Here is a 20,681-nt window from a genome sequence, read left to right on the forward strand (position 1 = left end):
CGGTCCTTAATGAAGATGAATCATTAATTTGAGGAGAAAAAAAAATGCAATCCAGAGTAACAACGTCAACACTGATTAAAATGAAACAAAAAGGGCAAAAAATTACAGCCTTGACAGCGTATGATTATCCGTTTGCCAGCATGCTGGATCAGGCAGGCATTGAGATTATTCTGGTGGGGGATTCCCTTGGCATGGTGGTACAAGGAAAGGAAACCACCCTTCCGGTTACCATGGATGAAGCCATTTACCACACCTCCATGGTATCCCGGGCCTGTACGTTTTCCATGGTCATCGGTGACATGCCGTTTATGTCTTACCAGGGTTCCCTTGATCGCGCCATTGAAAATGCGGGGCGATTTTTAAAGGAAGCCGGTGCCGCTGCTGTAAAACTTGAAGGTGGTGCCGATGTCTGTCCGGTCATTACGGCCCTGTCAAAGGCAGGCATTCCGGTTCAGGCCCATATTGGCCTGACGCCCCAGTCGGTTCATCAAATGGGCGGATTTAAAGTTCAAAGAGATGAAGAAAGGCTGCTAAAAGATGCCAGAGATGTCCAGTCGGCCGGTGCTTTTTCCGTTGTGCTGGAAGGGATTCCGTCACCGATTGCAGCAAAGATCACAAACGAACTTCAAATTCCCACCATTGGTATTGGTGCCGGTGTTGAATGTGACGGCCAGATCCTTGTTCTCCATGATATGATCGGTATCAATAACCGGTTTTTACCCAAGTTTGTCAAAAAATATGCAGATCTTGCCGGTGTTGCCAAACAAGGTCTTGAACAATACATCAAAGAAGTAAAAGGTGGGGAATTTCCCTCTAAAGATTATGAATACAAATAAAAAAAGCCTGGAATTCTGTGTTATCGGGTGTGGCAGACTGGGGATATCCCTTGCTGTATTTCTTTCCAAGCAGGGGTTTATTCCCAAAGCCTTTTCCAGCAAAAGTCGTGAGTCCGCCCAAAGAGCGCTTGGATTTGCCGGTAAGGGAAAGGTATATGAAACAGCTGTGGACGCGGTAAAAACCTGTGACCTTATTTTTATTACAACACCTGACACCCTTATTGAGCCGGTGTGTGAGCAGATCGCTGCCCAGGGCGGGTTTAACAGCGCCTCAATGGTGTATCACCTGTCCGGTGCCCTGTCTTCAAGTATCCTCGTAGCAGCAAAGCAAAAAGGGGCCAGTACAGGCTCCATTCATCCGCTGCAGGCGTTTGCACCCTATGAGAAAGGTCAGAAATCCCCGTTTAAGGGCATTAATATGTCCATAGAAGGGAATGATGCCGCCATTGAATTGGGCAAAGAGATTGTCAATGCGTTAAAGGCCAACTCATTTACCATTCCCACCCATGCCAAAACCATGTATCATGCCTCTGCTGTTGTGGCATCAAATTATCTGGTTACCCTGGAGCATTTTGCCCTTGAATTGCTGAAAGAAGCCAATCTTTCAGAGGAAAATGCCTATGAGATTTTAGAGCCGCTGATCATGGGAACCTTGAACAATATCAAAACCCAGGGCAGCATCAATGCCCTGACAGGTCCTGTGGCCCGGGGAGATGATGAAATTGTTTCCAGGCATCTTTTGGACATTGATAAAAAATTACCGCAATTCTCAAGCCTGTACCGGTTGCTGGGAAAACACACCCTTGATATTGCAGCCGATAGAGGTGAGATCAGTGATGATGCCAGAAAAAAACTTGCAGCCCTGTTTTAAATTTTAAATAAATTTAATTGTCTGTCTTCTGCCGCAAAGTCTCGGTTCGCTTTTTCCAGGCTTGTTTTGCTGGATATGACAGCAGTTCCTTTCAGCCCGTCATCAATGCTGAAATACGTTTGGGCAATGTCCTGGATTCTTTTTTTGTCCAGTTGCAACAACGCATCCTTGAATTGTCTGCGGATATCATCATCCAGTCGGATGATATCCCTGTAAAAGGCTTTCATGGCCGCAGGGCCAGGCGTTTCAGGTTTGTCGATTTCCGAGCAGACCTGTAAAATGGCTTCTTTGACATCGGTTTGGGTATAGTCGCCATTGATAATAAACTCACAGGCGTTTTTATAGACACCCAGGGTTCTGTTGATATGGGGATCCCTGTAAGAGCCGAATGAAAAAAGGCCTTCTTCAGGGTTATAAATGGCAAACCCACCGTATGCGCCGCCTTTTTCCCGGATTTCCCGGTGAAGATACATTGACCTGAGTAGTTTGCTGATCACGGCCAGCCCCGGGGAGTCCTTATGGGTCATTCGAACCGTTTTAAAGGACTGACCCACAAAAGAGACGGAGGTATTGGTATACCAGCCATCATGGGGCAGGTCGTGTTGAAAGGATATGTCCGGTGTGAAAAAGGATGTGTCCACATCATTGGAAAGCGTATCATGAATGGAACGGACCCTGTTGTCAGCAGCTGAAATAGCTGTTTTATTCCCAATCAAAGCGGGTTTGAGGTTTCCCTGTTTTAAAACAGACTGGGCAATCCGGGTCATTTTTTCCGAAAGGGCTTCAAGGGTGTTATGCCTGTTGTCGGTTGTGTGGAGTTGTTCGGTGATGCTTTTGATGAATTGATACTGGGCAATACCGTGCCAGAGTTCATTAATATAAGAGGCTTGGGACAGATGCCGGGACGCAAGGGAGATGGCATACCTGTGACCGGTTGATACAATGGAGGCTTCCATCCCTGCTTGGTATTGCAGCAAAAGACTCTTCAGCCGGTCGAAATCCTGGAAACTGTGCGCTTCGATAAACTCTTTTATCAAGTCAAACAATCGTTCAACATTCCGATCCAGGACCTTCCCCTGAAGGGCAAGGAAGGAATGGGATTCAGCGTCTTTTGAAAAGTAAGATCCTGAGAATGGAGAGACCGATATCCCTCCGGTATACAGATCCATGAGTTGCGCTATTTTGTCATAAGCGGTCTTCTTTGTTCCGCTGTTTGTAAAAGATTGGCAGAAAAAGGGGATAAGGGCAAACAAATCGGGCGGGATACTGCCGGCCCCCAAAGGGCAGGTAAAATAGAGGATACCCGATGTCGCCTTATTATAACAGGTTGAAAAATTGACATCTTTGATCGTGTCGGGCTTGATGATTTCTATTTCATGGGGGACATCCACGAGTTCAAGGGTCGGTAAAACCGATACATCTTCCTCTTTTTCCTGAAGCGCTTCAAGGGTTTTTGAATCTTTTCTGATCTGTTCAAGGTCATCTGGGGTCATGTTTTTTAACAGAACAGACAATTCTTTTTGGGTTTTTTCGCGGTTTTTTTGTTCAAGCGTTGAATCCGGTTCAAGGGTGAAGAGGACCCTGTGGGGATTTTCAAGAAAATATTGCCTTAATTTGTTTTCAAGAAAAGGGCCGTTTTTTATGTTCTCTTTTAGTTTGTTTAAATCATCATCAATATTGATGCAGGAGATGGGATCACCATCATGGATAACTGTGGCGGCAAAGGAGAGTAGTAATTTTATGCCAAAGGGGTAAGGGGTATTGGTGATTTCTTTTCTGTGAAATTCTATCTGGTGGATGGCTGAATCGATCAGGTGCTGATCAATTCCTTTATCGGCCAGCGTTTCAATGGTTGAAAAAATAAGGTTTTCCACCTGGTCAACAGACGCTTTGGCAATGTCTTTCAGGCCGCAGGAAAACAGGGTGTCTCGATTTTCCGGGTCAAAGCCGGTTGAATCGGATAACGCCGATCCCAGGTTGGCGTCGATGAGGGTTTTTCTCAGGGGGGACGCAGAATTGCCCAGAAGGATCTGTTCTAAAACAGTGAGGACGAGGACCTCAAAAGAATCTTTGACATCACAGGCCAACCAGGCCACACACGCCTGGTATTTTTTTGACAGGTCTTCAGGGTCAGAATACGCATAGGCCTGTGTTATTTTTTTAGGGGTGCTCCATCGGGGTTGGGATGGCACCTTTGAATCAATGTCAAGCCGGTCAAATTCATTGAGGACGTTTTCACAAATAAAGGTCAGAGTGTCTTCCAGGGGCAGATTGCCATAGGTATAAAAATATGAATTGGACGGATGATAATACCTGGCATGGAAATCTTTCAGGTTTTCCCAGGTGAGGGTCGGGATGTCTGATGGTTCACCGCCTGAATTGTTCCGGTAGGTCGTATCCGGGTAGAGGGCTGCCAGCAGGGATCTGCCCAGAACCTGATCCGGGGATGACATGGCCCCTTTCATCTCGTTATAGACAACGCCCTTGTATTCAAGTTCAACCCCCTTATCTTCCCGTTCAACAACCTCCAGACGGTGACCTTCCTGCTTGAAACTCAGTTCATCGATTTTTGGGAAAAAGGCAGCATCAAGGTAAACATTCATCAGGTTATAATAGTCTTTTGGATTTTGGGTGGAAAAAGGATACATGGTCCAGTCAGATGCCGTAAATGCATTCATAAATGTGGACAGGCTTCTTTTGATCATGGAAAAAAACGGGTCCCGGACATTGAATCGTTTGGAACCGCATAATACCGTATGTTCGAGGATATGGGCGACACCGGATGAGTCCTGGGGAACCGTTCTGAAAAACACACCAAAGGTATTTTCTTTGTCTTTGTTCAAAATATGGATATGCCGGGCGTTTGTTTTAATGTGCTCAAGTTGAATCATGAGGGAGTCAATGGTTTCGATGGGGGTGATTTTGTTTATCGTATAGCCGCAAAGCTCCTGTCCTGGTTTAAATGCCATGTTTTCCATGTATGATGTGTCCCTTAAACTTTTTTGTAGATACCCCGGGTTACCCGTTTGATTTTTTTTATGTTGTCCAACCGGAATATGATATTCCTCAGTTTCTTGTCTTCAAATCCAGTGGCCGCTTTAATGGTTTTGAAATTGGTGCCTTTCGGGTGATTGGCAATCACATCCAGAACAATTGAAGAGGCACTTTTCCGCCTGACCGTGGGGGGTGCTCCCTCTTTTTTGACTGCGGGTTGTTTTTGAAAAAATAATTGCTCCAGTTTGTCAAGCCGGCCATGTAAAAGGTTAAGATCTTCTTTTGACGGGATATCAAGCTTGCTTAACACCATTTTTATAAAGCTTTCCCAATTTACTCCTTGTTCTGTCTTTTCTACCATGATAAGCCTCCCAAAGAAAAGGGTTATTGTTGACACGTAAAGATATCAAAAATATCAACGCCAGGCGTTTGATATGAAAAAAAGATAAAAACATCGAAAAGCTGAAAAAACAGCTTTGAATTAATTGACAATTGAGTTAGTTTTTTATTGATATACACTAAAATAATTACTTTTTTGGGCTTAAAAAGTCAAGTAGTAAATTTTTGTGATGTCTGGTTTAAGTAATTTGGCCAGGATATTTTTTCTTTATTTCTACGGGTATCCGGCCGCGTATTTTTTTCAAAATTCTTTTCAAGTAATGGACGCGATTCAGCATTGGTGATCATTTTGACCGCAACGCGCCATAATGAGGATGGTTGTTATTTTGAAAGGAATATTGAATTTTATCAAAAAATAATTTATAATAATCAGCTTTATACAAACCAAGCTTAAACCATTCTGCTAATGAATGTTGGTGGGCCGCTTCAGGGCTGTCATCCAGTTTGATCGCCTGTTTTATGAGCAAAGGTATTTTTTTACCCCTGTGTTGAATCGATTAAATTAGAAATAAAGGGCCAGAATATGGTACATCCCGGTCAGTTGTTAAAAGAAAATAAATTGTATGCCGGCAAAGAACTGGGGCAGAATTTTCTGGCAAATCCGGGTACGGCCCGTATGATTGTTGAAAAGACCGGTATATCCGAACAAACACGGGTTATGGAAATCGGGTCCGGGCTGGGAGCGCTGACCATTCCCATTGCACGGATCGCATCCCATGTGACGGCAGTGGAAAAAGATTCCCGTCTGATACCCCTTTTACAGAAAGCCCTTGAGACTGAAGCATTGGAAAATGTGACGGTCATCAATCAGGATGTTTTAACCCTTGATATTAATGCGCTGGCCAAAGACAAAAAGCTTGTGGTCATAGGGAATCTGCCTTATAATATTTCTTCACAAATCTTGTTTCGATTAGTTGAAGAAAGACACTGTATTGAAGAGGCATTTTTAATGTTTCAAAAGGAACTGGCAAACCGGATTATTGCGCCTCCTGGTGGAAGAGCATATTCAAGGCTGTCCGCTGTGGTTCAATATGCCGCAGCGGTTCATTTTGTAGCGACAATCGGTCCGGCATCTTTTTTTCCACGACCTGAAGTAGATTCAACTATTTTAAACTTTAAGTTTTATAAAACCCGATCGTTTAATCAAGAACAGGAAAAAATGTTGTTTGATGTCATTAAAGCGGCTTTTTCAAAACGAAGAAAATCTTTAAAAAACGCAATGGTAGGTGGGGGCGAATTTGATTTTAAAAAGGACTTTGTTGTTCAGGCGTTGGAACTGGCCGGCATAGATGACACAAGACGGGCGGAAACACTTACTGTGGAAGAGTTTAAGGCTCTCACCCGGGCGGTATGGGAAACAAGCTGAGAGAAGGAGATGATGAATAAAAAAATTTCCATTGATGATCTGATTGAAATTGTCAAGACCGGCGGAAAAATAAAGACAGGTGTGGATGTCTATAATTCAAAAGGGGTTTTACTTCTGGACAAGGATGTCCTGGTAGAAAAAATAAGGATTCTAGATATCATCAAAGAGAACGGTATCCACTCTGTTCCGGTCAATATAGCTGCTAATGGCGGCCTTTGGGATGAGAATGGCAATCTGATTATTGGAACAGCGTCTCATGAAACAGCAGATCCTGCCATGACATTATCCGAAATCGACGCCATCTATCCGGATATTGCTGCAAATAAAATTGAGATGCGGCTTCAGGAAATTGAAGAGATAAAACAACAGGCCGGCAAAAAATATGCAGAAGCGAAAAATAGCGTTAAAAAGGTTTTAGCGGATATTAAGCGGACCGGCGGTGAATTTGATTATGATGAGGTGGAAAGTAATGTTTCCAACCTGGTAGATTTTCTGGTTGTTTCTGGTAACCCTTTTTCTTACCTGACCCAGGAAATATTTTCATATGACGATTATCTGTATAACCATTCTGTTAATGTCTGTGCAATTGGAACAGCCGTTCTTCAAAGGTTTAACCAGACGTTTTCAAAGCTGGTGGATGACTTTCTCAAGGGAAATACATCGGATATTTATAATCCTTTTGAAAAAAAGAGCGAAACATTGCATAAATCATATACCTGTTATTATCCCGAAGACCTGAGTGATATTTCCCTTGGGTTCTTTCTTCATGATATTGGGAAAGTAATGGTTGACGAGAAAATTTTAAATAAAGAAGGCCGATTGACAGCAAAAGAGTTTGAAGAAGTAAAAAAGCATTCCTATGAATACGGTATCAAGCTGCTTGACAAAAATCATCTGAAAAATTCCGTGGTCAAAAATATTATATATTGTCATCATGCACCGCTGTATGAGGGTGAGGAACGATGTTATCCCGTTGATATACATTATACGCAGGTGCCGCTGTATGCAAGAATTTGTAAGCTTGCAGATATCTATGATGCCATGACATCCCGGCGGTGTTATAAAGAGGCCTTCAATCCCATCAATGTGGTGACACAATTGTTCAGAACCTATGCCAAAAAAGATAAGATGCTTCAGTATATCCTCCATGCATTTGTCAAAAGTATTGGCATCTATCCTCCCGGCAGTATTGTTTTTTTAAGGAATGGGCAGATGGCCTATGTCCTTGAAAGTGAGGGACCCCTTGTCATTCCGTTTACAGATGAAACAGAAAATACCTTGGGCCATAAATCAGATCCGATCAATATCGGTGCGCCTGGACTTGAAGAATCAAAAAAGATTGATAGCAGAAGAAGTGTTAAATCGCCCAAGGATGTATATGATATTCTTCCTCCCTATATAAAAAAAATAACCGAACGACCCTAAAAATCAATATGCCCTTTGTTATGTTTGAAATCGTTTTTAAAGCATTATGGAGGCATAGAAAGGACGTTTTATGATCAGAGCAAATGATAATTACAGTAAATTAAAAGCATCTTATCTTTTTTCAGATATTGCCAAAAGAGTGGATGACTACCAAAAGAAAAATTCCGGTACACAAATTATCCGGCTGGGGATTGGTGATGTGACAAAGGCCCTTGTCCCGGCAGTGATTAAAGGATTTCATGACGGCGTGGATGAAATGGCCAGTGATGCCACCTTCCGGGGGTATGGTCCGGAACAGGGATATGCGTTTCTCAGAGATAAGATTGCTAAAAATGATTTCCAGGACAGGGGGGCGGATATATCTGCGGATGAAATTTTTGTCAGCGACGGTGCAAAATGCGATACGGGAAATTTCCAGGAATTGTTTGCAACAGATATTCGCGTGGCCATCCCTGATCCGGTTTACCCGGCATATCTGGATACCAATGTCATGGCCGGCCGCACCGGTGAGTTTGCAGATGGTCGATATACCGGCATGGTGTACATGGACTGCTTGAAAGAAAACAATTTTCTGCCGAACCTGCCGGATGAAGAGGTGGATCTGATTTATCTTTGTTTTCCCAATAATCCCACGGGTTCCACCGCCACACGAGCAGATCTCAAAGGTTGGGTGGATTATGCAAAAAAACACAAGGCCTTGATTTTATTTGATGCTGCCTATGAAGCGTTTGTTCGCGATGAAAATCTTCCCAGAACGATTTATGAAATTGAAGGGGCCAAAGAGGTGGCGGTTGAATTCAGAAGTTTTTCAAAAGCAGCAGGGTTTACCGGTACGCGATGCGGGTTTACCGTTGTGCCCAAAGACTGCAGGGTTTTTAATTCAGTCGGGGAAAAAACATCTCTTCATTCCCTGTGGAATCGTCGGCACACCACCAAATTCAACGGGGTCTCCTATCCGGTTCAAAAGGCTGCCGAGGCAGTGTATTCTGAAGCGGGTAAGGTCCAGGTGAAGCAGCAGATTGATGCGTATCTGAAAAATGCTGATATCATCCGAAAAACCATTGACAGTCTTGGGTTTGATTATGTCGGCGGCAATAATTCCCCTTATATCTGGGTGGATGGAAAAGACAGGGATTCCTGGGACTTTTTTGATCTGCTTTTAACCAAAGCCGGCGTTGTCTGTACACCGGGAGCAGGGTTCGGCAGATGTGGCCAGAACTATATCCGCATCAGTGCATTTAATACGCTTGAAAATGTAATGTCGGCCATGGACAGGATTAAAGAGGCATTAAAATGAATCATTTTTTCAAGGTGAAAAGTCTGGAAGAGGTCATGGCATTGACAACGCAGTTTTCACCGGTGGCATCGGAAACCATCTCCGTTTCCCAGGCCTATTCAAGAGTTCTGGCCCAAGATCTGGTCGCACCGAAAGACCTGCCCGGATTCCGGCGGGCCACCATGGACGGGTATGCGGTTGTGGCAAGTTCTACATTCGGGGCCTCTGAATCCAGTCCTGCCTGGCTTGATGTTGTGGGAACCATTCGGATGGGGGATATTCCGGATGTTGACTTGGAACCAGGGAAAGCCGCTAAAATTTCAACCGGGGGCATGCTTCCCCAGGGGGCGGACAGTGTGGTCATGGTGGAGCATACAGAACTCATTGATGATACCTCCGTTGAAATTTATAAAAGTGTGGCCCCGCTGCAGCATGTCATTGATGTCTCCGAAGACTTTGCCAAAGATCAGACCGTGTTACCCAGGGGCGTTTTCATGCGGCCCCAGGAAGAAGGACTTGTCGCCGGGCTTGGGGTCACACAGATTAAAACCTATAAAATACCCAGGGTGGGAATTATTTCCACAGGGGACGAAATAATTCCCATTGACGAAGATCCGGCTCCGGGCAAAATCCGGGATATCAATTCGTATACCCTGTCCGGCTTTATCCGGGAAGCCCATGCCGTGCCGGTGCGTTATGGCATTGTTAAAGATGATATTACCGCCCTGAAAACAGCTGTTGAAAAAGCGGTTCAACAAACGGACATGGTCCTCATTTCCGGGGGAAGCTCTGTGGGAACAAGGGATTATACCGTTGACGTATTATCGTCTTTGCCTGATACGCGCATATTGGTCCACGGCATGTCCATAAGTCCCGGAAAACCAACGATTCTTGCCCGGGCCGGGAACAAACCCATATGGGGGCTGCCCGGTCAGGTGGTATCTGCCATGGTGGTCCTTAAAATAGTGGTCATTCCATTTTTAAACACGCTCAAGGGCCTCGGGCAGCAGGACAGGACAATTCGGATTCCAGCCAAATTGACCCGAAATGTTTCTTCGGCACAGGGTAGAAGAGATTTTGTCAGGGTCCTGCTGGAAAAGAAGAACAACCAGCTGATGGCAAAACCGGTCCTGGGTAAATCAGGATTGATCAGGACCATGATTCATGCCGACGGACTCCTTGAAATCGGTGATCATGTTGAAGGCCTGGAAAAAGATGCCATGGTAGAGATTATCCTTTTATAGAAAAAACCAAGAAAGAAGATCAGACCAATGAATTCCAAACGAAACGTATACCTTGATATGAAAAGTATCGCAGAGACAAAAAAGATCCTTTTTGAGCAATTTGGACACCATGTGACGAAAAGTGAACGTCTTGATGTGGTGAAGGCAAAGGGCCGTGTTCTGGTAAAACCGGCCATTGCGGCCATCTCTTCGCCGAATTTTCATGCCGCTGCCATGGATGGCATTGCTGTGGCGGCAAAGGTCACCTTTGGTGCAAGTGAAGACGCTCCCATAACCCTTGTTCCCAACGAGAATGCCTTCTGGGTCAACACCGGTCATGCCATGCCCGAGGGCACCAATGCCGTGATAATGATTGAACATCTCAATATCCTGGATGAAAAGCGTGTTGAAATTGAAGCCCCGGTCTTCCCCTGGCAGTATGTCCGAAAAATGGGCGAGGATATTGTGGCCACCCAATTGTTGTTTCCCAGGGGGCATAAGATCACTGCATATTCTCTGGGTGCGCTCCTGGCCGCCGGTATTTTTACCGTGGAGGTTTACAAACGTCCCAACGTTTTAATCATCCCAACAGGATCGGAACTCAAACAATGGCAGGAGATCAATATTGATCAACTCAAACCCGGGGATGTGGTGGAGTCCAATTCTTCCGTACTGGGGGGGCTGTGTGAAGATCATGGGGCCCAATTTGACTGTCATCCCATGCTCAGAGACAATCTTGATACAATTCAGAGCGCTGTGGAGGCTGCTGCAAAACAAGCGTATGACATGATTTGTATCATTGGCGGATCTTCGGCCGGATCAGAAGATTTTGCAAAACCCGTGATTTCAAACCTGGGGGTTGTGTATGTCCACGGGGTGACCATGATGCCCGGCAAACCCATGATGTTTGGCCGGGTGTTTGATACGCCGGTATTCGGCATCCCGGGATACCCTGTGTCCGCTATTGTCGCTTTTGAACAGTTTGCAGGTCCTTTGCTGTTAAAAATGCAAAAACTTCCCGAAAAACAGATCACAACGGCGGTTGTTTCCCCGGCCCGGAAAATTGCTTCAAAATTGGGACAGGAAGAATTTTTAAGGGTAAAAATCGGTTCAGTGGATGGTCGATTAATGTCGTCCCAACTGCCGAGGGGATCCGGCAATATTACCACGCTGACAGAAGCGGATGGCATTATCAGGATTCCACAAAATGTCGAAGGGATATCGGAAAAAGAGAGTGTTCAGGCCCAGTTGTTACGGCCGTTAACGGCCATTGAAAATACCATCGTGATTACCGGTTCCCATGATAACACCCTGGACATGCTCGCGGATCAGATAAAAGGATTCAATGGCGATATGAGTGTTTCCTCAAGCCATGTGGGCAGCATGGGCGGCTTGATGGCCATTAAAAAGGGCGCCTGCCATATGGCCGGTGCCCATCTCCTGGATCCTGCCGATGGCAGCTATAATATTTCATATGTTAAAAAATATCTGCCGGATCAAAGGGTTTGGTTAATTAATCTTGTCATGAGGGATCAGGGACTGATTGTCCCAAAGGGAAATCCAAAAACCATCCGGTCCATTGAAGATTTGAAAGACAAGACCCTGCAGTTTATCAACCGCCAGCCAGGATCCGGAACACGGATTCTATTCGATTATAAACTCAAAACCCTTGGCCTGTCCCCTGATGATATTGCCGGATATGAAAATGATGAATACACCCATATGTCTGTGGCTGTTTCGGTGCTTTCCGGAAGGGCAGATGCCGGCCTGGGTATTCATGCCGCTGCCCGGGCCCTTGAACTTGATTTTATACCGGTTGTGACGGAAGAGTATGATCTGGTGATTCCGGACAGGTTTTATCATACCCGGAAGATTCAGGTTTTACTTGAAACCATTCATACAAAGGAATTTCAGGATCGGGTCATGTCTCTAGGCGGATACAGCATTGAAAATACGGGTAAGATAATGTATCGATCCGATGGTTGTAGTGTGTAATTTGTCGACCCGGTGTAACTAGAACCTGAAAGGCCACAAAAAAAATCTATTTTTTTTGTGGCCTTTCCATTGAATACCCTGGAAAGAAAGGCTATACAGCCTCGTTCTTCCCAGGTTTTTTGTCACTTAATAGGGATGAATTTCAACCCGTCTGTTGGTTGCGCGGCCAATCTCAGTGCCGTTCAATGCAACGGGTTTGGTAAAACCAAATCCTTCTGTTGCCATTCTGTTCGTTAATATCCCTTTTCCTATCAGGTAATTCTTAACGGCATGTGCCCGTCTCATGGACAGATCCATGTTGTATTCAGCCGTACCGATATTGTCACAGTGGCCGTGAAGTTCAACGCTCATGGTAGGATTTTTCTTGAGGATTTTGGCCACATCATCCAATAATGGATAGGCTTGGGCTTTGATGACATCTTTATTAAAGTCAAACAGTACATTGTCCAGGGTCCAGCACCCAACGGCATTAACCTTAGCACCTATTGGCGTTCCGGGGCATTGATCATTCTCATCATAAACGCCGTCTTTGTCCGTGTCTTTTTTGATGGGCGCTTTGACAACAGGGGCAGCAACGACCATCGGGACCGCTTTTCTGGAGAGGAAGGCGCGTTCAACGAAATTGGCCATGCCGGCACTGGTTAACAATGCGTCTGCTGTTGAATAAAACCCGCATCCGCCGATGGCGGCCATTTTTTTCAGAAGGACTTCTCCCTCAGGAGAATCACCAACAAGGACCGGATAAAAACAGATGGAGGAACCATACAGGTCTTTTAATTTTTTTGCAGATGCCAGAACGTTGCCGGGCAAATCGCGTCCATCGGTGATGATGACAACGGCATTCATATCGCCTGAAAGCCCTTCAAAGTCAGTGCCCGCGGCATCAAGTGCTTGATACATGGGGCTGGGACCACCCGGCTTGGTGATTTTTTCAAAGTTATTTTCTAAATTGTGGGAAAAATATTTTTCCATTCCGTAAAAAAGTTCACTGGATTTTTTTGATACTGAATTCAGGTGCCCAAAGGATCTGACGCCTGCTGTCTGACCCATTTCGGGAATCGTGTCATTCATCCTGTGCACCAGCGTCTGGGCTGTCGTAAACTTTTTAATTCCATTAATTTTTTCATCCATTGAACTGGATGCATCAAAGATGATCAGGAAATTATCCACTTTGGATTCATACTTGTTGGTGTTAAATTGTTTTGCTTGAAATGAGGGCATCGTCGCCATCTGTTTTGATGCACATCCGAATAAAAAAAGGAAGGCAAAAAATGTTAGTAAGCCTCTAATTAAAAGTCTCATGGTTCTTTCTCTCCTTTTGATTTTGTTAGTACTTATGCAGTGTTTTTATGAAGATGGTGTAACTAAAATATACTCCTTTTTACACGATGACAAGAATAAAATCAACCTTTCTTTTATTGATTTTATACCCTTTAGATACCCTTTCCTCAACTGATTGCCTAAAACTACTCACGATTGGGAAAAGGTCAAGCCACTGAAAGAAAAACAGAGAAAACAGGCAAGGCGATGTTTCAGTGTTTTATTTAATATCTTGCAATTTAAGGCCAGGAATTATATACGAGTGCTGTTTGTTGACCATAATAAATAAAAAGAAAATTACCAAACATGGAACTTTATCAGGGAATCATTCTTGGCATTTTACAGGGACTTACAGAATTTTTACCGGTAAGCAGTTCTGGCCACCTGGTGCTGGGACAGATGTTTTTTGGAATGACCCAGTCTCAATTGATTTTTGATATCAGTGTCCATGTGGGAACCCTCCTGGCGGTGCTGGTGGTTTATGCGGCGGATATTCTGGCCATGCTTTCATCGTTGTCTGGTTTTTTTTCAAAGGCTGTCCATTTCAAGCCGGTGGCACACCTGGTCAAGGAAGATAACCATCTTCAAATGGCAGGGTTAATTGTGATGGCGTCTATTCCAACAGCCGTCATTGGGCTTGTCTTAAAACAGTTTGAGCAGATATTATTCAGCTCCGAGGTGCTGGTGGGGTTTATGTTGATTCTGACGGGGACAATCTTGTGGCTTTCCCGGAATTATTATTATAATGAAAATAAACAACAAAAATTTGGCATTAAAAAGGCGCTTTTTATTGGCGTGACCCAGGGACTTGCCGTCATTCCCGGTATTTCCCGGTCAGGTTCCACCATTGCCGCGGGTATGGTTATGGGACTGGATCGGCACAACGCTGCCAAATTTTCTTTTTTGTTATCCATTCCTGCCATTGTGGGGGCGGAAATGTTAGGCTTAAAGGATATCCTAACAGAGGGGCTTATCATTGATACTGTGACCCTGTATGCGACAATCGTTTCATTTATAACCGGCTTGATTGCGTTAAAAATTCTTTTGAGGTTGGTTCATTCGGGCAGGTTCCATCTGTTTGCCCCGTATTGTTGGCTGTTAGGCTCACTGGTCCTTTTATCAAAAATTATCTAAAGGAGGCGGTATGAATCCGGGGATTTTCAGGGAATATGACATAAGAGGTGTTGCAGGCCAGGATATTTTAGAAGAGGATGTGGTCAGTATTGGCAAGGCCTACGGCACTCTTTTACAACAGCAGAATAAAAAAATCGTATCCATTGGAAGGGATTGCCGACAGACGTCTGAAAAATTTTCAGATCTGCTTATCCAGGGAATTCTTTCTACAGGGTGCGATGTCATTGATATTGGCACTTGTCCCACTCCGGTGCTCTATTTTTCCATACAGCATCTGAATCTTGACGGGGGTGCCATGGTGACTGCAAGCCATAATCCACCTGAATATAACGGGTTTAAATTGATGAATGGAAATGATTCCATCCACAGTCAGGGCTTGCAGGATATCCGTATCGTCATAGAAAAAAAGGATTTTGTTCATGGGAATGGGCAGGTGACCCAAAAAGACGTGATTACCCCCTATAAAGACTATATTGTGAATAACATACAGATCAACCACCCCCTGAAAATCGGGATTGATGCCGGCAATGGCACAGGTGGGATCACGGCGCTTCCGGTCTTGAAAAAACTGGGGTGTGAGGTACACGATATTTATTGCGATATGGATGGCACCTTTCCCAATCATGAAGCAGATCCCACCCAGAAAAAGAATTTGCTCGAACTGATACAACTGGTGAAGGAAAAGCACCTTGATCTGGGAGTGGGATATGATGGAGACGCGGACCGGATAGGGGTTGTGGATAAAAATGGCCAGGTGATCTATGGCGATCAGCTCATGGTGATCTATGCCAGGGAAATTCTTCAACGAAATCCAGGTGCAACCTTTATCGGGGAAGTCAAGTGTTCCATGGTCATGTATGATGATATTCGAAACCATGGCGGTATAGCCATCATGTGGCGCACCGGCCATTCGTTGATCAAGAAAAAAATGAAAGAGGAAAAGGCAGTTCTGGCCGGTGAGATGAGCGGGCATATGTTTTTTAAGGACCGGTACCTGGGATATGATGATGCGCTCTATGCCACCTGCCGCCTGCTTGAAATCATGGCAGATACCGGTAAAGGCGTTGATGACTTGATCCAGGATCTTCCCAAAACGTTTACAACGCCTGAAATTCGTGTGGATTGCCCGGATGAGATTAAATTTGATGTGGTGGCGAAAATCGTTGCCCATTTTAAGGCCAGACAGGATGTCATTGATATTGACGGGTTAAGAGCCGTTTATGATGACGGCTGGGGACTTGTCAGGGCATCCAATACCCAGCCGGCCCTGGTACTTCGATTTGAAGCCTTGAGTGAACCCAGGCGGGATGAAATAAGACATGAAATAGAGTCTGTATTAAAAACCATTATAGAGGAGATAAAATAAGATTTTACAGTTGAAATGATAAAATCTTATCATTACCATTTTATGGAGTTATCGGTACAGCAGCAGTCTGCAGTCAATCATACCGGCTCCCCGGCACTTGTTGTCGCGGGGGCCGGTTCCGGTAAGACACGCACCCTGACTGCCAAGTTTTCACACCTTGTCAATCTGGGTTATGATCCCAAACGGATACTGACCATTACCTTTACAAACAAAGCTGCCGACGAGATGAAGTCCCGGCTCATTGAGATGACGCGTCTTCCGTATCATAGTTTCCAGTGGGTCAGAACGTATCATTCAGCCTGCCTGATGATATTGAAACAGCATTGCGAAAAACTGGGGTACACCCCCCCCATACAGGTGTTTTCAGTCTACAGCCAGGGAAAACTGGTCAAAGAACTCTGTGTGAAAAATAATATTGAAAAAAAGCATGCAAACAAGATTTTATCCGCTATTTCCCGGGCAAAAAATTTTGGGAACCCGGGAAAATATTTTGATTTGAAACCGACCTTTTTCAGTCTCAACATTGAAGACCTGTATGCCCAATATGAAGACCGATTAAAAGAAATGAATTCAGTGGATTTTGATAATATCCTTTTGAAGGCAAGGGATCTGTTAAGGGATTACAAAGACATCCGGGAGTATTATCGAAATTATTTTTCCTATATTCTAGTGGATGAATACCAGGACACCAATAATCTTCAAGAAGATTTAACCAACCTGCTGCTGGGAGATCATCGGAACCTTTTCTGTGTGGGGGATGACTGGCAGTCGGTCTATGGATTCCGGGGGTCCAATGTTAACCATTTTATCGATTTTCCGAAAAAATACAGGGATTCAAAAATCTTCAGGCTTGAAGAAAATTATCGGTCTGCAGATGAAATCGTCCAGGTGGCAAATGATTTAATCGACCATAATCCGGATAAAATGGAAAAAAAATGCTTTTCTAAAAAAAAGGGTGGCGTGGTTGAAATTTATGATTTTTTGTCAGACGCCCATGAAGCCGAATGGGTTGCCAGGAGAATCAAGGGATTAAATCGCCAGGGTCAGGGCATTGGGTTTGATCAAATGGCAGTGGTTTACAGAACAAAATTTTGTTCTCTTCCCTTTGAAAAAATTTTCAGGAAATACCGGATACCCTATAGTATGAAAGGCTCCCAGGGCTTTTTTGAAAGAATGGAAGTCCTGGATATTAATTCCTATTTGAGTGCTGCATTTTTCCCCAATGATGATGTGTCATTTGAGCGGATTGTGAACACGCCCAAAAGGGGCATCGGACCCTCTATGATCAAGCGAATAGCCGCCATGCGAACCCCGGAGACAAGTCTCCAGGATGCCGCCAGAATCATGGTCAAAGATCGGGTGTTAACTAAGAAAATTCATGAAAACCTTTCCCGGGTTCTTGAGGTTCTGGATGAAATAGTGGATTTGGCACCTGCCCGGGCAATGGAAGTTGTTCTGGAAAAAACCGAATATTTTGACTATCTGGAGAAAAAAACAAAAACAAAGGCAGAGTTTGTTTCAAAAAAAGAAAACCTTGAACAATTGATTTATACGGCAAGATCTAAAAATGATCTTTTGGAATATCTTGAGGAGGCGGCACTCATCAGGGAGGATAAGAAAGAAGAGGATGAATCTGATTCATCCGGAGTTTCCCTTCTGACCATCCATTCCGCCAAAGGCCTGGAATATGATACGGTCTTTATTGTGGGGTGCGAAGAGCGCCTCTTTCCCCATTGGCGATCCATTGATGGGGGGGATAAGGCCATTTTCGAGGAAAGACGGTTGATGTATGTGGCAATGACCCGGGCTGAAAGGTTTTTATACCTGACCCATACCAGTTATCGGAAAGGTGAATTCGCAACCCAAAGCCGATTTATTGATCAAATTCAAGCGTGTTTATCCTGATGCTGAAAAAGGAAGGGAATGGCAGATTTTTTTTTCTCTGTTAAAGCGCCACTGACACAACTTGCGGTAAAACTGTTCAAGAATGGGCGACACATCATCCCCACTGATCAAAAAAGTATTTTTATTACCTTGTTTTTTGCCATTTTTTCAACGGTCACCGGCGTGGGCATCGTGGTGCCGCTTCTTCCCGTGTATGCCAATGACCTGGGGGCGACAGGGGTATATGTGGGATTGATATTCGGATCGTTTTCCCTGTCCCGGACCTTTCTGATGCCGCTTTTCGGGCGGCTGTCTGATCAAAAGGGCCGAAAACCGTTTATTGTGACCGGCTTATTGGTTTATACACTTATATCCATTGCCTTTATCTTTTCAAAAAATGTAGAAACATTGATTTTACTGCGATTTATCCAGGGGGCAGGATCGGCCATGATCATGCCGGTGGTTCAGGCCTATGTGGGGGAGATCACCCCGGCAGGATCGGAAGGGTATTCCATGGGATTGTTTAACCTGTCCATGTTTTTAAGCTTGAGTCTGGGGCCTTTGATGGGGGGTGGGATAAAAGATCTGTGGTCCCTTGATGCGGCCTTTATCTGCATGGGACTGCTGTCCTGCATTGGATTGTTCCTGTGCGTTGTTTTCCTGCCGGCCGCCGGTGACGAAACCGTAAAAAATTCAAAACACCAAGTGACCCCATGGATGCATCTGTTAACAGATAAAGGGATTATTTCCATTTCTGTATTCCGGTATGCCTATACGTCCTGTATCGGGGTCATCTGGTGTTTTCTTCCGCTGTATGCCGATACGGTATTCGGCCTTTCCGGTTCTTTAATCGGTGTGCTGGTCATGCTGGGCGTTTTTGTATCCGGGGCGCTTAATCTTCCCATGGGGGTTGTGGCAGACCGGGTAAACAAGCGGATGATGGTAATTTTGGGGGGCATGATGTCAACCACAGGGATGATGTTGCTGTTCCGGGCGTCGACGTTTTCCGATCTGGTGGTCGCGGTTGTCGTATTTGGTATCGGCGGCGGTATTTCCATGCCTTCCATTATGGCCTATGGTGTTATAAAGGGAGATGAAAAAAAGGCCATGGGATCGGTTATCTCCATCATGACCGTCGCCCACAGTTTAGGAATGCTTACCGGTTCAATGGCTGCCGGGCTGGCCATGGATTTCTTCAGCTTGCGATGGGCTTTTCCCTGCGGTATGCTCATCATGGCCTTTGGAACTCTTTTTTTCTGGATCGGGGTCGATAACCATACGTTTGTTAACAAAAAACAGTAAAAAAACCGTCTACCCTGTTCCATCGCTGCCAGGGGGCATTCCCCTGACCAGGCCGTGACGGTTTTAGGCGGGCCATGCGATATGGAGTGGCCGTTTTTGAGCCATCAGCCAGATACCGTCTCCTTTTGAAACCATCATTTCTTTTGACGGATTGACGGTCACTGTGTTGTCCGTGGTTTGCATGGCAAAGGTCAGGTGATTGTATGTTTCTTTGAGATACTCATGCAGGGCCCACCAGGTGAGACCCTGGATGGTTTTAGGGACAACGGCATAATAGATTTCTTCAGCAGCATTATTTCTCAGTAGAATTTGTAAGGGGATATGGACCTTGTCCTGCATGGCCTGCACCATCATCTCAACCGTCATCTGCATGATGATTTGAAAGTCACCCGGAACACTGGAAAAGGTGTCCAGAGAATGGGTTGAAATACAACGAACGGTAATCTCGCACGCCTCATTTTTCAGCTTAAGGGCATTAATCAATGCAAACAGACTTTCTTCATCCCTGCCTGTGTGAATGATGATCCTTGCGGCTTCCTTTATATTGGCTTTATTGAGGGCGTTGAGGGTGTCGGGGCTTCCCTTGATAAAAAAAACAGAAGGCAGGTCTGGAAAAGGGTGTCGTGTGATATCGGCCAACAGGATAAGATCCTGTCCAGAACCGCTTTCATCTTTATGGATTTCCTCGATCAATTGTCCTGTTTCATCGGTGAAACCCACTATCAATATATGCCCCTTTCCCTTGTAGTCTCTTTCTCCGTGCATTCGTTTATCTCTCCTTTCAATCAGCGATGAAGCGAAATGGGTAATAAAAGCAGCCCCCAGACCGATACCCATGAACATGGGCAGAAAAACCGCCACAATCTTGCCCGGGTTGGAGACGGGAAACAGATCCCCATAACCAACGGTGGTGCTGGTCACAATACTCCACCAGAGCGCCTGGTCAAAACGGTTTAACGCGGAATCCGGCGGTTCAACAACCTGAATCAGCACACTGGAGATCAATAAAAGCGTCAAATAGGCGAAAACAATGGAGATGCCTCTGCGTTTCAGCCCCATCCGTAAGAAATTTTTCAAAAAATACAGCAAAATAGATCTCTCCATTCCGGTAATAGCATGCCCCCAATATGGCTGCATTATATGCTTAGCATAATTATATCATTTGATGTTCATTTGCAATATGGATTTGTCCCAACCCATGACAATGCCGTATAAAAAAGGATGAAATTTTATTTGTCCTTTAACATAATCCATTGTACTGTTATTTTATTGAAATTGACCAGACAGTTA

The 20,681-nt window shown here is 44.7% G+C and carries 15 protein-coding genes; 11 read left to right on the forward strand and 4 right to left on the reverse strand.

Going from position 1 to position 20,681, the window contains the following annotated elements:
* Window positions 1-44: 44 nt before the first annotated feature.
* Together panB and Q1Q15_RS05850 are read left to right on the forward strand one after the other, a co-directional pair.
* Window positions 45-836 carry a 3-methyl-2-oxobutanoate hydroxymethyltransferase gene (gene panB / locus Q1Q15_RS05845; RefSeq protein WP_300457598.1) on the forward strand — a complete coding sequence of 264 codons (792 nt, stop codon included), beginning with the start codon at window positions 45-47 and terminating at the stop codon, window positions 834-836.
* Window positions 823-1,707 carry a DUF2520 domain-containing protein gene (locus tag Q1Q15_RS05850; RefSeq protein WP_300457600.1) on the forward strand — a complete coding sequence of 295 codons (885 nt, stop codon included), beginning with the start codon at window positions 823-825 and terminating at the stop codon, window positions 1,705-1,707. The genes panB and Q1Q15_RS05850 overlap by 14 nt, the downstream gene beginning before the upstream one ends.
* On the opposite strand, the gene Q1Q15_RS05855 is transcribed toward Q1Q15_RS05850, so the two are convergent.
* Entirely contained in the window at window positions 1,704-4,676 is a 2,973-nt protein-coding gene (locus tag Q1Q15_RS05855) for an insulinase family protein (protein ID WP_363320875.1), read from the reverse strand. The genes Q1Q15_RS05850 and Q1Q15_RS05855 overlap by 4 nt on opposite strands.
* A gap of 23 nt (window positions 4,677-4,699) precedes the next feature.
* On the reverse strand, window positions 4,700-5,062 hold the full coding sequence (locus Q1Q15_RS05860; protein ID WP_300457604.1) for a hypothetical protein: 363 nt from the start codon (window positions 5,060-5,062) through the stop codon (window positions 4,700-4,702).
* A 561-nt stretch (window positions 5,063-5,623) separates the two neighbouring features.
* Here Q1Q15_RS05860 and rsmA point away from each other — a divergent pair.
* The 5 genes from rsmA to Q1Q15_RS05885 all read left to right on the forward strand — a co-directional run bounded on the left by rsmA (window position 5,624) and on the right by Q1Q15_RS05885 (window position 12,385).
* Entirely contained in the window at window positions 5,624-6,466 is an 843-nt protein-coding gene (gene rsmA, locus Q1Q15_RS05865) for a 16S rRNA (adenine(1518)-N(6)/adenine(1519)-N(6))-dimethyltransferase RsmA (protein ID WP_300457606.1), read from the forward strand.
* A 9-nt stretch (window positions 6,467-6,475) separates the two neighbouring features.
* Window positions 6,476-7,891 (forward strand): HD domain-containing phosphohydrolase, encoded by a 1,416-nt coding sequence (locus Q1Q15_RS05870; protein ID WP_300457608.1) that lies wholly within the window; start codon window positions 6,476-6,478, stop codon window positions 7,889-7,891.
* Window positions 7,892-7,961: 70 nt separating this feature from the next.
* On the forward strand, window positions 7,962-9,188 hold the full coding sequence (locus Q1Q15_RS05875; protein ID WP_300457610.1) for an LL-diaminopimelate aminotransferase: 1,227 nt from the start codon (window positions 7,962-7,964) through the stop codon (window positions 9,186-9,188).
* Window positions 9,185-10,411, forward strand: a complete 1,227-nt coding sequence (glp, locus tag Q1Q15_RS05880; protein WP_300457612.1) for a gephyrin-like molybdotransferase Glp — start codon at window positions 9,185-9,187, stop codon at window positions 10,409-10,411. The genes Q1Q15_RS05875 and glp overlap by 4 nt, the downstream gene beginning before the upstream one ends.
* A gap of 27 nt (window positions 10,412-10,438) precedes the next feature.
* Complete coding sequence (locus Q1Q15_RS05885) at window positions 10,439-12,385, forward strand: molybdopterin biosynthesis protein (protein ID WP_300457614.1); 1,947 nt, start codon at window positions 10,439-10,441, stop codon at window positions 12,383-12,385.
* A gap of 126 nt (window positions 12,386-12,511) precedes the next feature.
* Here the strand turns inward: Q1Q15_RS05885 and Q1Q15_RS05890 are convergent, their stop codons facing one another.
* Complete coding sequence (locus tag Q1Q15_RS05890; protein ID WP_300457615.1) at window positions 12,512-13,687, reverse strand: OmpA family protein; 1,176 nt, start codon at window positions 13,685-13,687, stop codon at window positions 12,512-12,514.
* Between the two features lie 324 nt (window positions 13,688-14,011).
* Here Q1Q15_RS05890 and Q1Q15_RS05895 point away from each other — a divergent pair, with 324 nt between their 5' ends.
* The 4 genes from Q1Q15_RS05895 to Q1Q15_RS05910 are packed head-to-tail and all read left to right on the forward strand — an operon-like array spanning window position 14,012 to window position 19,391.
* Entirely contained in the window at window positions 14,012-14,839 is an 828-nt protein-coding gene (locus tag Q1Q15_RS05895; RefSeq protein ID WP_300457617.1) for an undecaprenyl-diphosphate phosphatase, read from the forward strand.
* A gap of 10 nt (window positions 14,840-14,849) precedes the next feature.
* Window positions 14,850-16,205 carry a phosphomannomutase/phosphoglucomutase gene (locus Q1Q15_RS05900; protein WP_300457619.1) on the forward strand — a complete coding sequence of 452 codons (1,356 nt, stop codon included), beginning with the start codon at window positions 14,850-14,852 and terminating at the stop codon, window positions 16,203-16,205.
* A gap of 42 nt (window positions 16,206-16,247) precedes the next feature.
* On the forward strand, window positions 16,248-18,110 hold the full coding sequence (locus Q1Q15_RS05905; protein WP_300457785.1) for an ATP-dependent helicase: 1,863 nt from the start codon (window positions 16,248-16,250) through the stop codon (window positions 18,108-18,110).
* Window positions 18,111-18,128: 18 nt separating this feature from the next.
* Window positions 18,129-19,391, forward strand: coding sequence for an MFS transporter (locus tag Q1Q15_RS05910; protein ID WP_300457621.1), 1,263 nt, complete (start codon window positions 18,129-18,131; stop codon window positions 19,389-19,391).
* Window positions 19,392-19,454: 63 nt separating this feature from the next.
* Here Q1Q15_RS05910 and Q1Q15_RS05915 read toward each other — a convergent pair whose 3' ends face one another.
* A complete protein-coding gene (locus Q1Q15_RS05915) occupies window positions 19,455-20,480 on the reverse strand; it encodes a potassium channel family protein (RefSeq protein ID WP_300457623.1) in 1,026 nt (341 codons plus the stop codon).
* Between the last annotated feature and the right edge of the window lie 201 nt (window positions 20,481-20,681).

Origin of the sequence: Desulfobacula sp. (assembly GCF_030145145.1) — a bacterium.
Lineage (GTDB): Bacteria > Desulfobacterota > Desulfobacteria > Desulfobacterales > Desulfobacteraceae > Desulfobacula.